The 22274-nt window shown below is 67.0% G+C and carries 16 protein-coding genes and 1 pseudogene; 5 read left to right on the plus strand and 12 right to left on the minus strand.

Going from position 1 to position 22274, the window contains the following annotated elements:
• The first annotated feature begins 33 nt into the window (after positions 1-33).
• Together EMQ25_RS13175 and EMQ25_RS13180 are read left to right on the plus strand one after the other, a co-directional pair.
• Entirely contained in the window at positions 34-1914 is a 1881-nt protein-coding gene (locus tag EMQ25_RS13175) for an RND family efflux transporter (protein ID WP_127189042.1), read from the plus strand.
• Positions 1896-4070: a zinc metalloprotease gene (locus tag EMQ25_RS13180; RefSeq protein ID WP_127189043.1), complete on the plus strand. Its 2175-nt coding sequence runs from the start codon at positions 1896-1898 to the stop codon at positions 4068-4070. Before EMQ25_RS13175 ends, EMQ25_RS13180 begins: the two co-directional genes overlap by 19 nt.
• Positions 4071-4076: 6 nt before the next feature.
• Here the strand turns inward: EMQ25_RS13180 and EMQ25_RS13185 are convergent, their stop codons facing one another.
• Entirely contained in the window at positions 4077-4760 is a 684-nt protein-coding gene (locus EMQ25_RS13185; RefSeq protein WP_244606583.1) for a pseudouridine synthase, read from the minus strand.
• Positions 4761-5002: 242 nt separating this feature from the next.
• On the opposite strand from EMQ25_RS13185, the pseudogene EMQ25_RS13190 reads away from it, so the two are divergent.
• Positions 5003-5410: pseudogene (locus EMQ25_RS13190) on the plus strand (transglycosylase SLT domain-containing protein); the annotation flags it as partial.
• A gap of 29 nt (positions 5411-5439) precedes the next feature.
• Here the strand turns inward: EMQ25_RS13190 and EMQ25_RS13195 are convergent.
• The 3 genes from EMQ25_RS13195 to EMQ25_RS13205 all read right to left on the minus strand — a co-directional run bounded on the left by EMQ25_RS13195 (position 5440) and on the right by EMQ25_RS13205 (position 11251).
• A complete protein-coding gene (locus tag EMQ25_RS13195; protein WP_158626077.1) occupies positions 5440-7287 on the minus strand; it encodes a PAS domain-containing protein in 1848 nt (615 codons plus the stop codon).
• Positions 7288-7388: 101 nt separating this feature from the next.
• Entirely contained in the window at positions 7389-9749 is a 2361-nt protein-coding gene (locus EMQ25_RS13200; RefSeq protein ID WP_192895667.1) for a hybrid sensor histidine kinase/response regulator, read from the minus strand.
• A 2-nt stretch (positions 9750-9751) separates the two neighbouring features.
• Positions 9752-11251: an ATPase domain-containing protein gene (locus EMQ25_RS13205; RefSeq protein ID WP_127189046.1), complete on the minus strand. Its 1500-nt coding sequence runs from the start codon at positions 11249-11251 to the stop codon at positions 9752-9754.
• Positions 11252-11497: 246 nt separating this feature from the next.
• On the opposite strand from EMQ25_RS13205, the gene polA reads away from it, so the two are divergent.
• A complete protein-coding gene (gene polA, locus EMQ25_RS13210; protein ID WP_127189047.1) occupies positions 11498-14416 on the plus strand; it encodes a DNA polymerase I in 2919 nt (972 codons plus the stop codon).
• A 205-nt stretch (positions 14417-14621) separates the two neighbouring features.
• On the opposite strand, the gene EMQ25_RS13215 is transcribed toward polA, so the two are convergent.
• The 5 genes from EMQ25_RS13215 to EMQ25_RS13235 all read right to left on the minus strand — a co-directional run bounded on the left by EMQ25_RS13215 (position 14622) and on the right by EMQ25_RS13235 (position 18469).
• Positions 14622-15083 carry an endonuclease domain-containing protein gene (locus tag EMQ25_RS13215; protein WP_342210650.1) on the minus strand — a complete coding sequence of 154 codons (462 nt, stop codon included), beginning with the start codon at positions 15081-15083 and terminating at the stop codon, positions 14622-14624.
• 250 nt (positions 15084-15333) lie between these two features.
• On the minus strand, positions 15334-16380 hold the full coding sequence (locus EMQ25_RS13220) for a type I restriction enzyme HsdR N-terminal domain-containing protein (protein WP_158626078.1): 1047 nt from the start codon (positions 16378-16380) through the stop codon (positions 15334-15336).
• Positions 16381-16611: 231 nt separating this feature from the next.
• On the minus strand, positions 16612-17292 hold the full coding sequence (locus tag EMQ25_RS13225; RefSeq protein ID WP_127189050.1) for a L,D-transpeptidase: 681 nt from the start codon (positions 17290-17292) through the stop codon (positions 16612-16614).
• 68 nt (positions 17293-17360) lie between these two features.
• Entirely contained in the window at positions 17361-17663 is a 303-nt protein-coding gene (locus tag EMQ25_RS13230; protein WP_127189051.1) for a hypothetical protein, read from the minus strand.
• Between the two features lie 80 nt (positions 17664-17743).
• The gene (locus EMQ25_RS13235; RefSeq protein ID WP_127189052.1) at positions 17744-18469 is read right to left on the minus strand and encodes an SIMPL domain-containing protein; all 726 of its coding nucleotides are present in this window, start codon (positions 18467-18469) and stop codon (positions 17744-17746) included.
• Between the two features lie 127 nt (positions 18470-18596).
• Here EMQ25_RS13235 and EMQ25_RS13240 point away from each other — a divergent pair, with 127 nt between their 5' ends.
• Positions 18597-19310 (plus strand): hypothetical protein, encoded by a 714-nt coding sequence (locus EMQ25_RS13240; RefSeq protein ID WP_127189053.1) that lies wholly within the window; start codon positions 18597-18599, stop codon positions 19308-19310.
• On the opposite strand, the gene EMQ25_RS13245 is transcribed toward EMQ25_RS13240, so the two are convergent.
• Genes EMQ25_RS13245 through EMQ25_RS13255 form a run of 3 tightly spaced genes read right to left on the minus strand, consistent with a single transcriptional unit; the run spans position 19280 to position 22271 of the window.
• Complete coding sequence (locus EMQ25_RS13245; RefSeq protein ID WP_127189054.1) at positions 19280-20317, minus strand: ABC transporter ATP-binding protein; 1038 nt, start codon at positions 20315-20317, stop codon at positions 19280-19282. The genes EMQ25_RS13240 and EMQ25_RS13245 overlap by 31 nt on opposite strands.
• Complete coding sequence (locus tag EMQ25_RS13250; protein ID WP_127189055.1) at positions 20314-21294, minus strand: ABC transporter ATP-binding protein; 981 nt, start codon at positions 21292-21294, stop codon at positions 20314-20316. Before EMQ25_RS13250 ends, EMQ25_RS13245 begins: the two co-directional genes overlap by 4 nt.
• A complete protein-coding gene (locus EMQ25_RS13255; protein ID WP_127189056.1) occupies positions 21294-22271 on the minus strand; it encodes an ABC transporter permease in 978 nt (325 codons plus the stop codon). The genes EMQ25_RS13250 and EMQ25_RS13255 overlap by 1 nt, the downstream gene beginning before the upstream one ends.
• Positions 22272-22274 lie beyond the last annotated feature (3 nt).

Genomic DNA, 22274 nt, shown 5'->3' on the forward strand with positions numbered 1-22274 from the left:
CCGGGCGCGCCGTCTCCCGCCGGTGCCCGTGCGATGAACGGGCCCGGCCCCGCCGCCGTCACCCCGCCCCCGCGTCCCGGCATGCTGCCCGGGGCGCTGGCCGGCCAATGGCATGATGCGCTCGCCGGCGCCGAGCCGCATCTGCTCGTGCTCGCCTGTCCCTTTGTTGGCCCTGATGGCCGGCTTGCCGCGGCGATCGCCATCCCCGATGGCGGCCCGGTCCCCGAAGCCCTCGAGGACCTGGCGCGCATCGCGCTCGATCGGGGCCAGCTCAAGCTCGCAGCGCTCCCGCCCCTGCCCGATGCGCCCCTGCGCACCGGCATGGCCATCCCGCTCGTCGTAGCCGGCCAGACCCTCGCCATCGCGCTCGCCGCCGTCGCCCTGCGCATGCCCGATGCCACGCGCTTTGCGGCCACTTTCGAAATCTCCGTCCACCGCCTCGCCGAGGCCCTTGCCGCCCCGCGCCCGGCGCCCCGGCCCGAACCCCGTCCGGGCCCATCGCCGCGCGCCGCCTCCGGCCCGGCCGAAGCGCCCGTGGCGCCAGATGCGCCTCCGCCCCCGCTTTCGGCCGCCGATTGCCTCGCCCTCCTCGCCGCACCGGGCGAGGCCGGTTTCACCCAGGGTCTCTACGAGCGGCTCGGAACGGCCCTTTCGCCCGATTTCGCCGTCCTCGCGCGCGTCCGGCGCGGCCGCATCAAGATCGTGCGCAGCACCGTCCGGCAGGATCCGCTGCCCCGCGGCAGCCGCCTCGGCCAGGCCCGCCGCGCCGCCATCCTCGCGCTTGCCGGTTCGGGCCGCGCCATCGTCGTCTCGGGTCATGAGGATGCGGCCGGCGCCCCGCGCGATCCGGCCCTCGTCGATCTCGATCTCGGCGTCCTCGCCTCTGGGGAGGGCGTGGCCGAGGCCGTCGCCGTCGCGCTCCCCGAACGCCATGGCAAGGGCGAGCTCGTCTATCTCGCCGAGCGCGCCGAACGGCCGGGGCCCGATTTCGAGCCCGTTCTGCGCCGTCTCGCGACCGATCTGCCGGCCTTTGCGACGACGCTCCTCGCCCTGCGCAAGAAGCCCGGCCGGGAGGCTGCGAGCAGGCGCAATCCCTGGCTCGATCCCTTCGCCCTCCGCCCCTGGCTGGCACTCGGGGGCGTTGCGCTTCTGGTCTGGCTGCTGCTGCCCGCGCCCTTCATGATCGTTGCTGAAGCGACGCTCAGGAGCCGCGATGAAACCAGCGTCGTCGCCACCCGCGACGGCTTCTTGACCGCCGTCAACGTGCGGCCCGGCGAAACCGTACGCGCCGGCACACTCATCGCCGAGTTCGACACGCGCGAGCTCCTCCTCCGCCAGAGCCGCACCGATGCCCAGCTCGCCCAGGCCCGCTCTCGGCGCGAAGGGGCCGCCGCCGGGTTCAACACCGCCGCCCTGCGCGTCACCGATGCCGAGATCGACGCGCTCGAGGCCGAGCGCGATCTCGTCGCGCTCCTGCTCGAGCAGTCGCGGATCGTCGCGAACGAGGATTCGGTCATCGTCTCGGGCGACATGGCCGATCGCATCGGCTCGGCCATGCGCCGGGGCGAAATGATGTTCCGCCTCGCCCCGCTCACCGCCTTCGTTGCTTCCATCGACGTGCCCCAGCAGGACATTCTCGAGATCGAGGCGGGCCAGCCCGGCACGCTGCGCCTGACCGCGCTCCCCTTCGAGACTTTTCCCGTCGCGGTCGAGCGCGTGGCCCCCTCCGCCGACAGCGAAAGCCAGACCGGCGCCTTCAACATCCGTGCCGGCATCGAGGGGGCCCATCCCTCCTTCCGCCCCGGCATGAAGGGCGTCGTCCATATCGAGGCGGGCGAGACCGTCCGCATCTGGACGCTGACGCGCGATCTCGTCTTCTGGCTCCGCATGGCGCTATGGCGCTGGATTCCGTAAGCCCTGCCGCCCTCGGGGCCGCGCCCGCGGCGAGCTCCTCCTCGGATGCCGAGGCGCGCCTCGAGCGCCTGCGCGGCCTGCGCCCGCGTCTTGCGCCCTATGTGCGCATCGGTTCGGTCCGCCAGCGCGGGCGCACCGTCTATCGCGCTCATGATCGGCTGGGCGGCCGCACGCTCGAGCTGACCCCGCTCGCCGCCGAGCTGCTGCTTGCCTGCGCTGCCGGCCGCACCGTCTTCGAGCTCTCCCGCATTGCCGGGGCCCGTCGTCCCGAGGCCGGCGCCGCGGCGGTTTCCGAGCAGGTGCTGCAGATCCTCGGCGCAGCCGAAAATCACGGGCTCCTCCTCCCCCTCGAGCGCCGCGCAGAGGGCTATGCGCCGATAGCCCAGCCCGGGCTTCTCATGCGCACGCTCAAGAACCCGCTCTTTGCGCGCTTTTCCTTTTTCAATCCCGATCCGCTGATCGAGCGGCTCGCCCCGCTCGCCCATCTTCTCTTCAGCCCGCCCGCGCTCATTGCCTGGCTCGCAATGGTCGGGTTCGGGGTCTACCTCGCCATCGGCAATTGGGATGAGCTCTTTGCCTATGGCGCGACCCATGCGCTCGCCCCGGGCAGCCTCGTGTGGATGGCGGTGCTCTTTCCGCTGGTCAAGCTCCTCCACGAGCTCGGCCACGCGCTCGCCTGCAAGCGCTGGGGCGGGGAGGTGCGCGATTTCGGCACCTCGCTCCTCGTCTTCATGCCCATCCCGTTCGTCGATTGCTCCGACAGCGCCTTCTTCGTGCGCCGCCGCCAGCGCATCGCGGTCGCTGCTGCCGGCATGATGGTGGAGTTCGTCCTCGCCTTCGGCGCGCTCATCGTCTGGCTCGTCTCGACGGATGATTTCGTCCGGCTCATCGCCTTCAACACCATGGTGCTGACCTCGATCACCACCATTGCCTTCAATGCCAATCCGCTCCTCAGGTTCGATGCCTATTACATCCTCTCCGAGCTCATCGGCATGGACAATCTGGGCACCCGCGCCCAGGCGCTGATCGGGGGGCTTTCGCGGCGTATCTTCCTTGGCGATGCTAATGCGCCCGCCATCATGCCCCCGCCCGGCGAACGCATCGTGCTGCTGCTCTACGGGCTCGGCTCCACCGCCTATAAATTCTTCATCGTCTTCTTCGTGGTGATCAATGTCTTCCCGCGCTTCTTCGTCTTCGGGGTGGTGCTCGCCGCCTGGGGAGCCATGTCGATGATCGTCCTGCCGCTCGCCAAACAGGCCCGCACCACGGCCGACTACCTCAAAAAGGCCGATGGTGCGGTGCGGGTGAAAGTGTTGACCCGCGCCGCCATCGGCCTCGTGCTGCTGGGCGGGCTCCTCCTCGTCCCGCTCCCCTATGCGGTCGTCGCCGATGGCGCGGTGCGCCTGCCGCCCGAGAGCGTGCTGCGTTCGGGCGGCGCTGGCATCGTCACCGCCCTGCCGCGCGGGGTCGCAGGCGAAGTCGCGGCGGGCGAGCCTCTCGTCCTTCTCGACAATCCGCTCCTGCATGCCGAGCTCAATGCCCGTCGCGCCGGCCGTGTCAGCCAGGAGCGGCGCTACGAGGCGCTCCTTGCCTCCAACATGGCCGAGGCCGGGCTCCTCGCGGCCGAACTGGCCTTCGCGGCCGAGGATATCGCGTCTGCCGAGGATGCGGTCGCCCGGCTCGTCGTCGCCGCGCCCGCCACCGGCCGCTTCGAGCTTGCCGATGCGCTGGAGCCCGGCATCCAGGTCGAAGAAGGCGACCCGCTCGGCGTCGTCCTGCCCCCCACCGATACCCGCACCGCCATCATCGTGGTCTCCCAGGAAGATGCCGACCTCATCGGGTCGCGCCTCGAAGGGGTCACGGTCCGGCCCGTGCGCACCCAGAGCGTCACGCGACCCGCGCGGATCCTGCGCGACTATCACCTCTCGGTCGCCCCGCCCCCCGATGCGGCCCCCGGCGCGCCGCCGCCTCCGGTGCTCGAGGCGCGGTTTGCCTTCGAGCTCGAGATCGATGCGGGCGCCGACCTGCCCTATGGCCAGGCCATGAAGGCGCGCTTCGATCTGGGGCTGCAGCCCTTGAGCCTTCAGCTCTGGCGCAGCCTCAACATCTGGTTCGAAAAGATCATGCTCTCGCGCCACATGAACCAGGGCGCCTGAGCGCGCTCAGAACGGGCAGGGCGCGCTGTAGCCGCGCATGCTCCCATCGGCCGGGTGCCGGAAGCCCAGCATCTGCGCATGCAGCTGCAGCCGGTCGGCCGCCGCCAGCACTTCGCCCTCGGCATAGAACGCATCCCCGAGGATCGGGTGGCCGATGGCAAGCAGGTGCACGCGCAATTGGTGCGTCCGCCCGGTCAGCGGCACGAGCTCGAGCCGCGTGATCCCCCCCTCGCGCCCCGTCACCCGATAGCGGGTCTGCGCGGGCCGTCCCGTTTCCCTGTCGACCCGCTGGCGCGGCTTGTTCGCCCAGTCCACCCCGAGGGGCAGGTCGATGAGCCCTTCCTCCTCGCGCACCTCGCCCCACACCCGCGCGATATAGCGCTTTTCGGTCTCGCGCTTTTCGAACTGCTGCCCGATATGGGCGAGCGCCCCCTTGTGGCGCGCCATCACCACGATGCCCGACGTGTCCTTGTCGAGCCGGTGCACCATGGTCGCAGTCGGAAACCGCTCGCGCACCCGCGCCTGCAGGCAATCGGCCAGCGCCGGATCCCGGCCCGCGACGCTGAGGAGCCCGCTCGGCTTGTTGAGCACGACGATGTCGTCGTCCACCGCCACCGGGTCGATCCAGGGCTCGGTGGGCGGGGTGTAGATGAAGGTCTGGGGGCTCGGCTGGGGCATGGGCGCGCTCATAGCAGCTTTCCGGCCCGCCCCAAAGGCGCGCGCGCGCCGACGGGTTCCAAAATCACCGCTCCTCTGGTATGGATCGGGCTCGGGGGAAGTGAGACGTTCTGCGGACGGCCGGGCCGTCTTCTGTTGCGAGTATGTGAATGAACCTTTCGCGCCTTGTCACTGCGGGCCTCGTGCTGCCGCTTTTCCTCGCGGCCTGTTCGAGCGACCAGCTCGGCATGATCCGCTCGACCACCCCCACGGTCGCCGCCTATGCCGCGCCCGTCCCCGCCTCCCGCACCCTGCCTGCCGGGCCGCGCACCGAGCGCGAGCTCGACGGGCTGATCGCCAAATATTCGGCCATGCACGGGGTGCCCGAATCCCTCGTCCACCGCGTCGTCCGGCGCGAGAGCAATTACAATCCCCGCGCCCGCAATGGCCCGAACCTCGGGCTCATGCAGATCCAGCACGCCACGGCCCGCACCATGGGCTATCGCGGCGAAGCGACGGGCCTCCTCGATGCCGAGACCAATCTCAACTATGCGGTGAAATATCTGCGCGGCGCCTACATCGTGGGCGACCGTAACGAGGACCAGGCGGTGCGCCTCTATTCGCGCGGCTATTACTACGATGCCAAGCGCAAGGGCCTGCTCGACGAGGCGGGCCTGCGCTGAGCCTCGAGGCCCCCGCGCAGGGGCCTCGCCTAGTCTTCCTGGGTCAGCGCCAGTTCCACGCTGCACCGCACCCCGTGCGGTGCATAGTCGAGGCTGACCGGCCCGCCGAGATAGCCGACGAGCCCGCGCTCGATGAGCCGGCTGCCGAACCCCTTGCGCTCGGGCGGGGTTACGGCCGGCCCGCCCGTTTCTTCCCAGCTGAAGCGCGTCTTGCCGGTCTCCCGGTCGGGCAGCCGCCATTCGATCCGTACCCGCCCGCTTCGGCCCGAAAGCGCGCCATATTTGATGGCGTTGGTCCCCAGTTCATGTAGCAGCAGCCCGAGCCCCAGCGCCGTCTTGGGCGGCAGCAGCAGGTCGGGCCCGTGGATCGAAAAGCGCGAGAAATCGTCCGCGCCCAAGAGCCGCGCCGCGCCTTCGACCACCTCGTGGATCGGCGCGCTCGCGCCCTTGCCCGCCGTCAGCGCATCCTGCGCCCGTGACAGCGCGAGCAGCCGCGCATCGATCGCCTCGCGCGCGGTCGCGATGTCGCTGGCATTGCGCAGCGTCTGCGTCGTGATCGCGCCGACCATGGCCAGCATGTTCTTCACCCGATGCGCCAGCTCCTGCATGAGCAGGCGCATCTGGGTCTCGCTTTCCTTGCGCTCGGTGATGTCGTAGGCCGCGCCCACGACACGCACCGGCCGCCCCTCCTCATCGCGCACGATCTCGCCCTGCCGGCCGATCCAGCGTATCCCGCCAGGCGTCACGACGCGATATTCGGTCCGTAGCCGGTCCTCGATCGGCTGTCCGTCCTCGGCCACGGCGAGCTGCTCGCGATCCTCCGGATGCACGATCGTCGCAAAATGGGCCGCCGGCACGGCGCCCCCGACCTCGTCGAGCCCGTAGAGCCGGCGGAAGGTCGGCGAGCCCATCACGAGCCCGCTCTCGATATCCCATTCGAACGTGCCGACCCCGCCCGCCTCCTGGGCGAGCCGCATCAGCTCCTGTTGGCGCGCCAGTGCCCGCTCGGCCTGCTTCTGGTCGGTAATGTCGTGCCCCTGCACGAAAATCCCGAGCACGCTGCCCATCGGCCCGAGGATCGGCTGGTAGACGAAGTCGAGCCTACGCTCCTCGAGCGGCGCGTCGGGCGCGGTCTGCAGCATCACCGGAAAATCCCGGCCGATGAAGGGCTCGCCGGTCTCGCGCACCCGGTCGAGCACCTCGAACAGGCCCTGGCCCTCGATCTCGGGCAGCGCCTCGCGCAGCGGAAGGCCGAGGATCTGCCGATGCCCGGTGATCCGGTGATAGGCGGCGTTGGCGAGCGCGAACACGTAATCGGACCCCCACAGGACCGCCATGAAGCTCGGCGCCTGCTCGAAGAGCGTGCGCAATTGCTGGGTCTCGGCAGCCAGCACCACGTTTTCGGCCTGCACCGCGGCGGCGCGCCGGCGCATGCCGTCCTCGCGCTGCCGGGCAAGCGCCTCGTTGGCGGCGCGCAGCTCCTCGAGCTCGGTCACGTCCACCGTGTGCTGCAAGATATGGCGCAACTTGCCGTCGGGGCCTTTGAGGGGCGTATGGGTCGCGCTCCAGTAGCGCAGACCCATCGTGCCGTCGCGCAGCCGGATGGGGTAGGGAATCAGCGCCAGATTGTCCGCTTCGCCCGTGTCGAGCACCCGCTGCAGCGAGGCGCGAAGCATCTGCTCGCTCTCGGACCCCGGCGCGCTCGGAAACGCCTCGAAGATGTTGCGCCCGATGATCTCCTCGCGCGTGCGATGGGTCACCGCGAGATAGGCGGCATTCATCTCCACGATCCTGAGACCGGGATCGAGCAGCACATAGGGATTGGGCGAGGCCTCGAAGATCGCAGCGATGTCGATGGCCGGCGATGACGCGTTCAAAAGGTGATGCTCTCCTTGGCCGGTTTTCCCGACCATAGCACGGGCCGGCGCGCGTTAAAGCGCCGGTACGCAACCGCTCCCCGCCGGGAGTGGCAGGGCTTTCAGCCCCCTGCGCTCGCCTCGCGCTGGGTCAGGAGCCGCGAGAGCTGCTCGGAGAGATCGCGCTGCTGATAGGGCTTGCCCAGCCGCGGCAGATCCGTCGTCGTGCCCGAGGGCAGGTCTGCATAGCCTGTCGCGAGCAGGATCGGCAGGCCGGGCCGGATTTCGCGCGCGCGGTTGGCCAGCTCCACCCCGGTCATGCCGGGCATGGCATAGTCGGTGATGATCGCGTCGATCTCCGCGTCGCTTTGCAGAATTTCGAGCGCCTGCTTGCCCGAATACGCCTCGAGCACCGTGTGGCCGAGGTCCTCCACCATGTCCACCGTGTTCATCGCGATCAGCGCATCGTCGTCGACGACCAGAATGCGCGAGCGGGGCGCAGCTTCGTTCATGGCAACAGGCTCCTTGACGTGTTCGATCGGCCCGGCCGAAACCGGCAGCCAGAGTTCAGCGATGGTCCCGCGACCCACTTCGCTGTAGAGGTTCAGTGCCCCGCCCAGTTGCACTGCCAGTCCATGGACCATGGACAGGCCCAGTCCCGTACCTTTACCCAATTCCTTGGTCGAAAAGAACGGTTCTATTGCGCGTTGCAGCGTCTCGGCATCCATGCCCTCGCCACTGTCTTCCACGCATAGACGCACATAAGAGCCGAATAGGCCCAAACTGCGGCGAGGCTCGCGCTTGTCGAGCCGAATGACCAGTTGCCCGCCCTCGGGCATGGCGTCGCGCGCATTGACCGCAAGGTTGAGCACCGCCAGTTCGAGCTGGTTGGGGTCCACCGTTGCCGGGGGCAGCCCGTCCTCGATGTCGTAATCGATGGCGATCAGCGGGCCGAGCGAGCGCTCCATCAAGGCGCGCATCCCCTCGAGCAGGCTCGAAAGGTCGGTCGGCTCGGGTTTCAGATCCTGCCGCCGCGCAAAGGCGAGCAGGCGCTGGGTCAGCGATGCGCCGCGCCGCGCGCCCTGCATCGCCCCGTCGATATGGCGCTGCAGTGCCGGCTCGGGCGGTATCTTCTTGGCGAGAAGCTCGAGATTGCCGAGCACCGCAGCGAGAAGATTGTTGAAGTCGTGCGCCACCCCGCCGGTCAGCTGGCCGATGGTCTCCATCTTCTGGGCCTGCCGCAGCTGTTCCTCGGCCCGCCGCCGCTCCGTCACGTCCCGAAAGAAGGCGACCCCGCCTGCGATCTGTCCATCGCCACCCGAAAGCGGCGCGTGCTGGGTCTCGAGCCAGAGCGAGGGCCCGTGCTCGCTCGCAAATTCCAGCTCCTCGATCGGGCCCGCCTCGCCTCCGAGCGCCTTCTCGACGCGCGGGCGCATCGCTTCCATCACGTCCTCGGCAATCACCTCCGAGAGCCTGCGCCCGACCACCTCGCGTTCGGTCAGCCCCACCAGCCGCTCCATCACCGGGTTCCAGGTGGCGATGGCAAGCTCGTGGTCATAGGCGACGATCCCGGCCGGCACCGAGCTCATCAGGAGGCCCGAAAACGCCTTCTCCCCGCGCAGCGCCTGCTGGGTGTGCTCGCGCTCGATGGCGAGAGCCTCGAGCAGGCTCTCCCGGTCGGTTTCCACCGCCTTGCGGTCCGTGACGTCAGACGTCACGCCCGAAAGCGTAACGGCGCGCCCATAGCGGTCGGGCAGCACGCCTGCGCGCATCTCGACCCAGTGCACGCTCCCGTCGGGCCAGGTGATCCGGACGTCGAACGCGATGTCCTTGCCCGCGCTGAGATCGACGGTGAGCGCACGCTCGATCTCGCCGCGCTGGTCCTCGGCAACACTCCCGATCAGGGCCGGAAGATCGAGTTCGCCATCCGCCTGCCGCCCGAAATGAGCCTTGCAGAGGCCCGAGCACTCGAGCGTCCTCGTCGCGATGTCGAGCTGGAAGGTGCCGAACCGGCCGGCGCCGAGCGCGAGCGAGAGGCGCTTTTCATTGGCACTGAGCGCGTCGAGATTGGCCCGCGCCTGATATTGCCGGCGGCGCGCCCGCAGCCCGTTCTCGACCGCCGTCACCAGCGCTGCGGGATGGAAAGGTCGCTCGAGGAAGATGACATTGCCCAAGAGCGCATTGATCTGGGCGAGCACCGGATTGCGGTCCGGCCCGCCCCCGCGCTGAGAGAGGCAGACGAAGGGAAAATCCGACCAGCTCGGCTGGTTGGCAACCCAGTTCTTGAGCGCCGTCACGTCGCCCTCGCGCAACGCCTCGTCGGCGATCACCGCCGTGCCCGCCCCGCCCTTGAGCCCGGCGAGCAGGGCGCCGAGATCGGCGCAGCTTTCGGCTTCCTTCTGCGCTTCGCGCAGCAGGGTCCGTGCAAGGCTCGCATCCCGACCGCCCGGCGTCAGGATCAGTACGCGTTCAGACGCATTCACGCCTATTGCTCTCCCATCAGCGGCGCCTGATCGCCGGTATAGGTGGGCACGCCCCGAAGCACGCCCTGGAAATCGCTCAGTGCCGGCCCGATGACGAGGCCCTCGCGCGTGATCTTGTATTCGCGGATGGTGTCCTCATGGTCCCCATCGCGCTTCTTGACCACCGACATGGCGCGCCTCACCCGTCCCGACGCCTCGAAATAGCGCAGCAGGATCACCGTGTCAGCGAGATAGGTGATGTCGACGGGCGATTTCATGTCCCCGACCAGTCCATGCTGGGCCACGGTGATGAAGCTCGTCGCGCCGCGCCGGTTGAGGAATTGCAGAAGCTCGTGGATGTGCAGCAAGAGCGCATTTTCCGCCGGCATCGCGGCCTGGTAGCCATTGAGACTGTCGATCACCACGGTCTGCGCGCCGAGCTCCTCGACCCGCGCCCGCACCCTGTGGGCGAATTCACCCGGCGACAGTTCGGCCGCGTCCACCTGTTCGATCGCGAGCGCGCCCGAGGCCCGGAAGCGCTCCAGATCCACCCCCACCGCGCCGGCACGCCGCATGAGCAGCCCGAGCTCCTCGTCGAAGACGAACATCGCGGCCTTCTCGCCCCGTGCGATCGCCGAGGACACGAATTGCAGCGTCACGAGCGATTTGCCCGCGCCGGTGGGCCCGAGGACGATGCAGCTCGACCCGCGCTCGACCCCGCCGCCCAGAAGCGCATCGAGCGCCGGATTGTCGCTCTTGAGCTCCTCATGGGCGAAATCGGCATGGTGCTCTGCCGAAACCAGCCGGGGGAACACCTCCACCCCGCCACGCCTTATGGTGAAATCGTGAAATCCGCCGCGGAAGGGCTGCGCCCTGTACTTGAGCACCCGCAGCCGCCGCCGCTCCGCACCATATTCGGGCGTCAACTCTTCGAGCCGCACCACCCCATGGGCAACGCTGTGCACGGTCTTGTCCATGCCTTCGCTCGTCAGATCGTCCAGCATCAGCACCGTCGCGCCCTGGCGCGCGAAATAATGCTTGATGGCCAGGATCTGCCGGCGATAGCGCAGCGAACTCTGCGCGAGCAGCCTGATCTCCGAGAGGCTGTCGAGCACGATCCGCTCCGGCTTCAGCCGTTCCACCGCCGCAAAGATCGCCTGCGTCGTCTCCCCGAGCTCGAGTTCGGAGGAATAGAGCAGGCTCTGCTGCTGGTCGGGATCGAGCAATGTCTCGGGCGGGGTCAGCTCGAAAATCTCGAATTTCCCATCGAGCGTCCAGCCATGCGAGCGCGCGGCGAGCTTGAGCTCGTCCGTCGTTTCCGAAAGCGTGATGTAGAGCCCGGTCTCCCCGCGTCCTGCCCCTTCGAGCAGGAATTGCAGCGCCAGCGTCGTCTTGCCCGTCCCCGGCGCGCCTTCGGCGAGATAGAGATGCCCACGCGCCAGCCCACCCGAGAGCACGTCGTCGAGCCCCGCAATGCCGATCCGCGCCTTGGTGTCGTCGTGCTCGTCGATGAGGCTATTCATGCAGCGCCCTCGCGGCGTTCGGGTCGCAAGAGGGAATGAGGTTGATCGCCAGCATGTCCGGACCGGGTTGGAAACGGGATAAACGAAAGGCGCGTGCTCGGGCCAGCGCGCCGCCTTCAGGTGCAAATGCGGCAGTCGGGCTGCGGTTCCCGCCATGATCGAGATTAATCGCGTCCGCTTGCCCCTTCGCTTGGGCGCCCGAACCCCCTAATGTGCCCCTCGTCCCGACCTCACTGGAATCACCTGATGCATCTGCTGCTCGTTGACGGCTCGACCTATATTTTCCGCGCCTACCACGCCTTGCCGCCTTTGACGCGCAAGTCGGACGGGCTGCCGGTCGGGTGCGTCTCGGGCTTTTGCAACATGCTCTTCAAGCTGACCGAGGACCTGAAGGGCGAGGACGAGCCCACCCACATGGCGGTGATCTTCGATCATTCCGCCAAGAGCTTCCGCAACGAACTCTATGGCGAGTACAAGGCCCACCGCCCCCCCGCGCCCGAAGACCTCGCCCCGCAATTCCCCCTGACGCGCGACGCCACCCGTGCCTTCTCCATTCCCCCGATCGAGCTCGAGGGCTGGGAGGCCGACGACATCATCGCGACCTACGCCTGCGCCGCCCGCCGCGCCGGCGGCAAGGTCACCATCGTCTCCTCGGACAAGGATCTGATGCAGCTGATCGAGCCCGATGGCTCGATCCGCATGCTCGACACCATCCCCCGCCCCGGCCAGCCCCCGCTGCGCTGGATCGGCCCTGAAGAGGTCTTCGCCAAATTCGGCGTCACCCCCGACAAGGTCATCGAGGTACAGGCGCTCTGCGGGGACAGCGTCGACAACGTCCCGGGCGTCCCCGGCATCGGGGTCAAGACCGCGGCCGAGCTGATCAACACCTATGGCGATCTCGAAACCCTGCTGTCGCGCGCCGAGGAGATCAAGCAGCCCGCCCGCCGCCAGAAGCTGATCGACAATGCCGATCTCGCGCGCATCTCAAAGCAGCTCGTGACGCTGAGCCAGGATGTCCCGCTCCCCCTCGAGCTCGATGCGCTGGCCCGCCAGCCGATCGATCCGGGCACGCTGATCCCGTTTTTGAAGGCGATGGAATTCACCACCATCACCAAGCGCCTCGCCGCCCTCCTCGATGCCGATCCCGACGCCTGGGAGGCCGATCCCGCGCTTGCCGCCAAGCCCGTCTCCGCCGTCGGCTTCGACAATGCCGCCCGCGCCGAGGCCCGTGCTGCCCGCCACGCCGCCGACGGCAAGGCCGATGCCCCCGCCGTGCTCCACGCCCATCGCACCCATGAGGCGATCCGCGCCATCCCCTTCGATCTCGACGCCTATACCACCATCACCGACCCCGAGACGCTCGCCGCCTGGATCGCCGGCGCCCGCCAGCAGGGCCATGTCGCCATCGACACCGAAACCACCGGGCTCGACAATCAGGCTGCCGATCTCGTCGGTATCTCGCTGGCACTCGCCCCCGGCCAGGCCGCCTACATCCCGCTCGGGCACGTCTCGGGCGAGGGCGACATTTTCGGTGGTGGCCATGCCGAGGGCCAGATGGAGATGAAGGACGCCATCGCGCTCCTCGCCCCGCTCCTTGCCGATCCCTCGATCCTCAAGATCTTCCACAATTTCAAGTATGATCACGGCGTCCTCTGCCGCTTCGGCCTCCCGGTCGAAGGGTTCGACGACACGATCCTCTTGTCCTATGCGCTCGATGGTCCGCAGTTCAACACCATGGCCGAGCTCGCCCGGCATTGGCTCGGCCATGAGGGCATCCCGATCAAGGATCTCCTGGGCTCGGGCAAATCGCAGAAAACCTTCGCCCAGGTGCCCATCCCCGATGCCGCCCGCTATGGCGCCGAAGATGCCGACATCACGCTCCGCCTCTGGCACATATTGAAGGCCCGGCTGGTCCCGGAAAACGCCACCGCCGTCTACGAGACGCTCGAGCGCAAGCTCGCCCCCGTCCTTGCCCGCATGGAAGCGCGCGGCATTTCGGTTGATCGGCAGATCCTTGCGCGGCTTTCGGGCGATTTCGCCCAGCGCGCCGCCGCCTTCGAGGCCGAGGCGCACGAGCTGGCGGGCGAAAAGTTCAACCTCGGCTCACCCAAGCAATTGGGCGACATCCTCTTCGGCAAGCTCGGCCTCCCCGGCGGCACGCGCACCAAATCGGGCCAGTGGGCGACGGGTGCGGGCGTCCTCGAAGATCTCGCCGCGCGCGAAAACGTGCCGCTCGCCAAGGTCATCGTCGACTGGCGCGGCCTCACCAAATTGAAGGGCACCTACACCGATGCGCTGCCCGGCTACATCAATCCGCGCACCGGCCGGGTCCACACCACCTATTCCCAGCATTCGGTGCTGACCGGGCGGCTGTCCTCCAACGATCCGAACCTGCAGAACATCCCCATCCGCACCGAGGATGGCCGCAAGATCCGCACCGCCTTCGTCGCCGCCCCCGGCAATGAGTTGGTCAGCGCCGACTATTCCCAGATCGAACTGCGCATCCTCGCCCACATCGCCGATATCCAGGCCCTCAAGGACGCCTTCGAGGAAGGGCTCGACATTCACGCGATGACGGCGTCCGAAATGTTCAAGGTGCCGATCGAGGGCATGCCGTCCGAAATCCGCCGCCGCGCCAAGGCGATCAATTTCGGCATCATCTACGGCATTTCCGCCTTCGGCCTCGCCAACCAGCTCGGCATTCCGCGCGGCGAGGCGGGCGACTACATCAAGACTTATTTCGAGCGCTTCCCCGGCATCCGCGACTATATGGAAGAAATGCGCCGCCGCGTGAAATCGGAGGGCTTCGTCACGACCCTCTTCGGGCGGAAAATCCTCTTCCCCAACGCCAACTCGAAAAACCCCGCCGAACGCGCCTTCGTCGAACGCGCCTCGATCAACGCCCCCATCCAGGGCACGGCAGCGGACCTCATCCGCCGCGCCATGATCCGCATGGAGCCTGGCCTCAAGGCCGCGAAGATCGAGGCCGACATGCTGCTGCAGGTCCATGACGAGCTGATCTTCGAAATCCCCGAAGGCACCGCCGACAAGGCCATCCCCGTCATCACCGACATCATGCAAACCGCCGCCGAACCCGCCATCCGCTTTTCCATCCCCATCCAGGTGGATGCGCACGCCGCGACCAACTGGGACGAGGCGCATTAGGGGCCTACCCCCACCCCACCTCCCCCTGACAGGGGGAGGAGCAACCCGGTGCTTGCCCTCAAGTCCTGCCCCACCCCCAATCCGTCCCTCCCCCTGTCAGGGGGAGGGGCAGTGCGGTGCCTGTCCGGGATCGGCGCCCCAGGCCCGATCCGTCCCTCCCCCTATCAGGGGGAGGCTAGGTGGGGGTAAGGCCCCAGGCACCGAGCTATCCCCCCGGCTCGCCCAGCACTTTCCGCATCACCTCGAACACCCCCTCGGCATTTTCCATCACTTCGAGATTGCTGAACCGCAGTACCCGATAGCCGCGTCGCTCGAGATAAGCGGTCCGCACCAGATCACGCGCCCGTCCATCGGCGAAATAATGATCGTCACCATCGATCTCGACGATCAGCCCCGCCCGCGTGCATCGGAAATCGGCCACATATGGCCCAACCGGCGATTGCCGCCGAAAGTGCCACCCCTGCGCGCGCCATGGCTGAACGATCCGCCAGAACCGCCGCTCCGCCGGCGTCTGCTCCCGCCGCAATCCCCGCGCAAAAGAAATCCGATCGCTCATGGCCAACGCTAGCACGGACTTTCCCCGTGAAAACCCCCACCCAACCTCCCCCTGATAGGGGGAGGAGCAGTCCTGCGCTTGGCGCCAAACCCCGCCCAACCCCCGATCCATCCCTCCCCCTATCAGGGGGAGGCTAGGTGGGGGTAAGGCCCAAGGCCCCGCCAGCTCGGATCAATCCAGACCTCAGCCGAGAGAGGCAGCGAAGGAAGTAACCCCCACCCCACCTCCCCCTGATAGGGGGAGGAGCCGCCCGGTGCTATCCGCCAACCCCGCCCCACCCCCGATCCATCCCTCCCCCTATCACGGGGAGGCTAGGTGGGGGTAAAGGCGACGGTAGACGAGGCCCGACAGCCCCAATTCTCTAAGAGGCGTAATGTCCGATCAGCGACCGCAGCGGATCCCGTAACTGATAGAGATCCTCCACCTGCCCAATGTCGTGTCGCGTGCTCTGCTTTTCCGCGTTGAACAGCGTGACAAACTTGTTCTTGCCGTTGAAGTGTAGCCGCAGGATCGGCTTGCGGTTGTTGTCGTCAAAGAGCACCGCGCAATAGGATTGCGCATCCCGAATAACGACGCGGTTGACAGGCACCAGTTCCGACGCGATTGCCTGGACGATCATGAAGCCGCGCATTTCTTCAGGCGTGGTCTCGATCTTGAGCCCTTCTGCATCCACCGTCGGCAGCGTCTCTTCCTCACCGCCATCGAAAGCGTGGTCGATGCGCTGCCGTGCGCGTTGGCGGAAGAGATCGTCGAACGCGCGCTTGGTGATCGGTCGCAGGGCCTCCACCACGGCTGAGGTCACTTTGCCATCGTAAAAGTCGCGTGCCACGAACCGGACGAACTCCTCGGTCGGCGCATTCCATTGGGCCTCGATAAATCGCATTGTTGCCCGCAGATATTTTAGGGACGACGCCGCTGTGCGGATATTGTCTATGCTGAACTGATCCTTGTGGAACTTCTCCAGTTCCTTGAGATCATTCTCGTCATAGGCCAGCAGGTCGAACTTGAAGAAGGGTGTGGCGTCCATCTTGTTGGGCGCTTCGAGATCGGTGAAGAACCAGATCTGCAGCCCGTTGGTCAGAATGCCGATATTAGCGTCGCATGCGTGAAAATATCGGAACAGCTGGCTGTATTGGGCATCCCGCAGGTTGGTGGAAACGGACTTCGCTTCCACCAGGTATTCGATGCGATCGGCAATTTTAACGGCGTAATCGATCTTTTCTCCCTTCTTGAGCCCGAGGTCGGCAACGAACTCTGGGATCACCTGCGCGGGGTCAAAAACATCAAAACCCAGCACCCGCAAGAACGGCATGACGATGGCATTCTTCGTCGCCTCTTCCGTTTGCGCTATTGCCTGAGCACTGATCGCTCGTTTTGCCAGATCAGCAACTGTTTCTCGAAATGACATTATTGCCCCCATTGTCCGTACAATAGAATTACTGACAATCAGCCTTCTGACAAGCAAGTCTTTGAGCAGACGCTGGCGTGCGCCTCGACAGGAAACCCCCACCCAACCTCCCCCTGAAGGAGGGGGAGGAGCAGCCCTGTGCTTGGCACCAAATCCCGCCCCACCCCCGATCCATCCCTCCCCCTGTCAGGGGGAGGCTAGGTGGGGGTAAAGGCCCCACCCACCGGCCCCCTACTGCCGCACCAGAATCGGCGTCCCGTCCGGCACGCGGGCGTGCAGGTCGATCACGTCATGGGCGAGAAGCCTGACGCAGCCGGACGACACCGCCTTGCCGATCGACCATTCCTCGCTCGTGCCGTGCACGCGATAGAGCGTGTCCCCGCTGCTGTCGTGGATATAGAGCGCGCGGGCGCCGAGCGGGTTTTCCAGCCCCGGCTCCATGCCGTTGCGATAGGGCTCGAGCTCAGGCTGGCGGGCGATCATCGCCGCCGGCGGAGTCCAGCGCGGCCATTCGCGCTTGTAGGCGATGCGGGCCCGTCCGCCCCAGGCAAACCCGTCCCGGCCGATCCCCGCGCCATAGCGCATCGCCTTGCCGCCCGGCAGCGTCCAGTAGAGGAAGCGGTTGGGCGTATCGACGACGACGACGCCGGCCGGTTCCCCGGTCGGGTTGTCCACTTCCTGGCGCCAATAGGTGGGGTCGATGGTTTCGATCCGCGCCCGCGGGACGGGAAAGCGTTCGGCGGGCAGGGGGCCGTACATGGAGAGATATTCGGGCCCGGGCGCAGGAAAGGCCGGCGCTGCCGGTGCCTCAGGGCGCGGCGCGCCGGTGGTGGTGCAGGCGGCGAGCGTCGTTGCGGCAAGCCCGAGGCCGCCGAGCATCATCGCCCGGCGCGTCAGATGAAATTGCGTCATGAATGGTCCGGCAGCCGCTGGGGCCACCCTCCTGAAAGTGCAGGGAAAAACGAAGAAGGCGGTGGGGCTCAGCCTCGCGGCGGCCGACGCGGCGCATGGGGCGGGTGGGCAAGCCCCTCGGCGAGCGCATGGCCTTCGGGGCGCACGTGCCGTCCGTCCGGCAGCAGCACGAGGCTCGCAGGCATCACCCCGATGATGTGGCAGGCCTGCCCGAAAAGCCCTGGCGACGCGGGCGCCTCGTCCGCAGCGGCGGTCTCGAGAACCATTGCGGTTTCGATGAGCGGCGCATCGCAGGCAAAAATCGCATTGGCCACCGCCGGCCGCGCGGCAAACCCGGCGAGCAGCAGGACGATCATGATGAGCGGCAGCATGCGCATGCCCCGTTCTAGCGCGCCCGGCCGCCCGGTCCAACCCGGCGGGCCCCGGGCGCGCTACAACAGATGGTGAGCGCTCAGTCGGTGAGGAAATAGGTGATCGTCGTCACCACCCGCACCTTCTTGCCGATCTGCTTTTCGGGCCGGTCATTGGGAATTTCCACCGCGGGCAGCACTTCGAAGACGCCCTGGTTGGCCGTCTGGATATTGCCCACCTGCGCGCCGGATTCCCGGGCGAACTGGTCGGCCGTTTCCTTCGCCCGTGCCGTCGACTCGGTCAGCATTTCCGATTTGAGCGCATTGATCCCGGTAAAGACGAAGGACGCGCCGCCCGAATAGGCGTCCGACGACATGACGACCCCGGCGCGCAGGAGGTCCGCGACATTGCGCGAGGCGTCGGCGAGCTCGGTTACCTTGCCCGTCGTCACCAGCATTTCCTCGGTCAGAACGAACCGCGCGTCCTCGGGCGTGCCCGCCGCGTTGTAGCCGGCCAGCCGGTCCTCGACGATGATGTTCTGGACCGCGATCTCGTCCTCGGTGAACCCGCGCGCATTAAGGAAACTCCGTACGGCGCCTTCCGAGGTCTCGAGCGCGGTCCGCGCGCCCTCGAGCGTCGGGGCGGTCGCGGTGAACTTGATCGGCCAGAAGCCGAGATCGGCCTGGGCGTCGCGTTCGGCGAGCCCCTTCACCGTCACCAGTCGCAGCGGCTGACGGCTCTCAACCAGGCTCTCGCCGACGAAAAATCCCGCCCCCGCAATGCCGACGGCAACGAGCAGCGCGCAGATCACGTAAATGATGCGCATTTTGTGTAATTTCCATCAAATTTGATGCCCCGAAGTGAAGCTGAGCGCTTCGATTGTGGTGGGTTTGGGGCAGGCTTGTCCCCGCTACCGGGCGCTGCGACACTGGCCGCGTTTCCGGGGAGAAATCATGCCAAGTCCTTTCATCGCCGCGCTTTTTCTCGCCGCCCTGCATGTGCTGACGCCGCTGCTCGGCTTCCACGCGCGCGCCCCACGCAGTCCGCTCGTCTCGATTTCTGGTGGAATTGCAATAGCTTACGTCTTCCTCCACCTGCTCCCCGAACTCGCGGCCGCGGAATATGAGCACTTCGCCGAGACCGGCCCGCTGGGGGGCGAGCGCCTCCTCTTCTCGGCCGCACTTTTGGGCCTCGTCGTCTTCTATGGCCTTGAACATGCTGTGAAAATTTCGCGCAAGGAGAGCTCGGACGATACCCCGTCACCCTTCGCCTTCCGCCTCCACCTCACCGCCTTCGCCCTCTATAACGGCCTGGTCGGCTATCTGCTAATGGCGGGTGGCCTCGTCGAAGGCCAGTCCCCCTGGCCCTTCGCCCTCGCTATGTCCTTGCATTTCCTCGTGAATGATCGCCGCTTCGCGGTTCACCACAAGGCGCGCTACGCCCGTTGGGGCCGCTGGGTGCTGGCGGGCTCCGTGCTGGTCGGCGCGCTTGCCGGTGCGATGACGCTGCTCGGCGCGCAGGCGATAGCCCTGCTCCTCGCCTTTCTCGGCGGCGGTATCATATTGAATGTATTGAGAGAAGAGCTGCCGCCCGAGCGGGACGGCAGCTTCTGGTTCCTCGGCCTCGGCGTCCTCGCCTATGGCGCAGTGACGCTCGCGATCGGCTGAGCGGGCCCGTCCGGGATCCGGCCCTCCTCGATCCCGTGGCATGCCACGGGCTGCCCGCGCCATGGCTTCAGCGCCGGCACTTCGATGCGGCAGCGCTCATTGGCGAACGGGCAGCGGGGGTTGAAAGCGCAGCCGGATGGGGGGTTTAGCGGGGAGGGGATCTCTCCCTCCACCTTCTTGCGCCGGCGTCCGGTCATCTCGACATCGGGCACCGCATCGAGCAGCATCCGGGTATAGGGGTGCTGCGGCCGGGCAAAGAGATCGTGCGATGGCGCGACCTCCACGAGCCGCCCGAGATAGAGCACGCCGATCCGGTTCGCCATGTGCCGCACGACCGACAGATTGTGCGAGATGAAGACGTAAGTGAGCCCGAATTCGGCCTGCAAGTCCTTCATCAGATTGAGGATTTGTGCCTGGACTGAAACGTCGAGCGCCGATGTCGGCTCGTCACAGACGATGAATTCGGGGTTTGCCGCCAGGGCCCGGGCGATGGCCACGCGCTGCCGCTGCCCCCCGGAGAACTGGTGGGGAAACTTCGCCCCGTCTTCGGGTGAAAGCCCCACGAGGCTCAGCAGTTCGCCCACCCGCTTGCGCCGCTCGCGATCGGATTTGTGGGTATTGAAGACCTTGAGCGGCTCCGCAACAATCTCGGTCACCCGCCAGCGCGGATTGAGGCTTGCGAAGGGATCCTGAAAGATCATCTGGAAGCGGCGCCGCAGCCGCCGGGCTTCCGCGCCCTTGAGCCCGCGCGCAAGCGACTTGCCATCAAAGATGATCTCGCCGTCGGACGGCTTGAGAAGCCCGACGATGAGCCGCGCGATGGTGGACTTGCCCGAGCCCGATTCTCCAACCAGCGCAAAGGTTTCGCCCTTGGCGATCTCGAAGCTCACATCATCGACGGCCCGCACGTGCACGCGCGGAATGCGTTCGATCACGCGGTTGAGCCAGGGTTTGGAGACGTCGAACCGGCGCGAAAGGTGCCGAACGTCGAGAAGGGGGGCGCTCATGCGGGCGTCACCTCGGGATAAAGCCAGCAGGCGACCCGACGGTCCGGAGCTACCGGATCGGCATCGGGCCGCTCGATGCGGCAGCGGTCGAAGACTTTCGGGCAGCGCGGGTTGAACGGACAGCCCTTGGGAATGGCCGAGAGCCGCGGCATCGAACCGGGGATCTGCAGCAGCCGGTCGAGATCGGTGGTGAGCGAGGGGATCGAGCCCATCAGCCCCTGCGTATAAGGATGGAAGGCGTTCTTGATGACGTCCCGCACCGGCCCGATCTCGGCGAGCCGGCCCGCATACATCACCGCCACCCGATCGGCGGTCTCGGCGATCACGCCCATGTCGTGGGTGACGAGCATGATGGCGGCATTGCGCTCCCGGCAGAGCTCCTTCATCACATCGATGATCTGGGCCTGCACCGAAACGTCGAGCGCGGTGGTCGGCTCGTCGGCGATCACGAGGTCCGGCTCCGCGCAGAGCGCAAGCGCGATCACCACGCGCTGGCGCATCCCGCCCGAAAACTGGTGCGGATAATCGTCGATCCGCCGGGCCGCATCCGGAATGCCGACATCATCGAGAAGCTTGATCGCGCGCTTTCTCGCTTCGGCTTCGCCCACATGCAGATGGGTGCGGATCGTCTCGATGATCTGCTGGGAGATCCGGTAGAGCGGGTTGAGCGAGGTCAGCGGATCCTGGAAGATCATGCCGATCCGGCGCCCGCGAATGGCGCGCATCGCGTCCGGCGCGATGTTGTCGATCCTTTCGCCCTTGAGCCGGATTTCTCCGCCCGAAATGCGCCCGGGAGGCTCGATGAGCCCGATGACGGCGGCGCCGGTCATGGATTTGCCAGCGCCCGATTCACCCACCACGCCCAGCACTTCGCCAGCCATGATGTCGAACGAGATGTCGTCCACGGCCGTCAGCACCCCACGTCGCGTGGGGAACTGGACGGTCAGGTTCTTAACCGAGAGAACGGGTTCGGCCATCAGCGCAACTTGGGGTTGAGGGCATCGCGCAGCCAGTCGCCCAGAAGGTTGACCGAAAGCGCGAGCAGGATGAGCGTTATGGCGGGGAAGAGCAGGATCCACCATTCGCCCGAGAACAGGAATTGCTGGCCGATCCGGATCAGCGTCCCGAGCGAAGGCTGGGTGGGCGGAACGCCGACCCCGAGGAAGGAGAGCGTCGCCTCCTCGATGATGGCGAGCGCAAGCCCGATGGTGGCGATGACCAGCACCGGCCCCATTACATTGGGCAGAACATGGCGCACGAGGATGACGATGGGGTGCACGCCCATGATCCGGGCGGCGGACACATAGTCCTTCTGCCGCTCCACCATGGTGGCGCCCCGCACCGTGCGGGCGAACTGCGCCCAGTTCGAAAGCCCGATGGCCACGATCAGGACCCAGACCGCCGCGCCTTCCTGCTGGCTCGGCGGGATGAGCCCGCGCGCTATCCCGAAGATGAGGAGCGCGATGAGAATGGCCGGGAACGAGAGCTGGATGTCCGCGATACGCATGATCACCGCATCGAGCGTCCCGCCATTATAGCCGGCGGCAAGCCCCAGAGAGATGCCGATGGCCATCGCAAACAGCGTCGCGAGCGCACCCACGAAAAGCGAAACGCGCAGCCCGTACATGATGGTCGAGAGCACGTCGCGGCCCTGGTGGTCCGTACCGAGCGCGAAGTAATTGCCCGAGAACGACGTGGAATTCGGCGGGGTGAACCCGTCCATCAGGTTGAGGCTCGCCGGATTGAACGGGTTGTAGGGGGCGATCAGCGGGGCGAACACCGCCATCAGGATCAGCAGGAGCGCAATGATCGAGGCGATGATGGTGACGGGCGAGCGGGTGTAGGAATAGACGATGTCGCTGTCGAGGGCCTGGCGGATCCGCCCCGGCGGTTTGGGGGCGATCGGGCTTTGTTCGAGGGGCACGGCCGTGCCTGGCGTGTTGAGTTCGCTCATGGG

Origin of the sequence: Arsenicitalea aurantiaca (genome assembly GCF_003994485.1) — a bacterium.
Classification (GTDB): Bacteria; Pseudomonadota; Alphaproteobacteria; order Rhizobiales; family Devosiaceae; genus Arsenicitalea; species Arsenicitalea aurantiaca.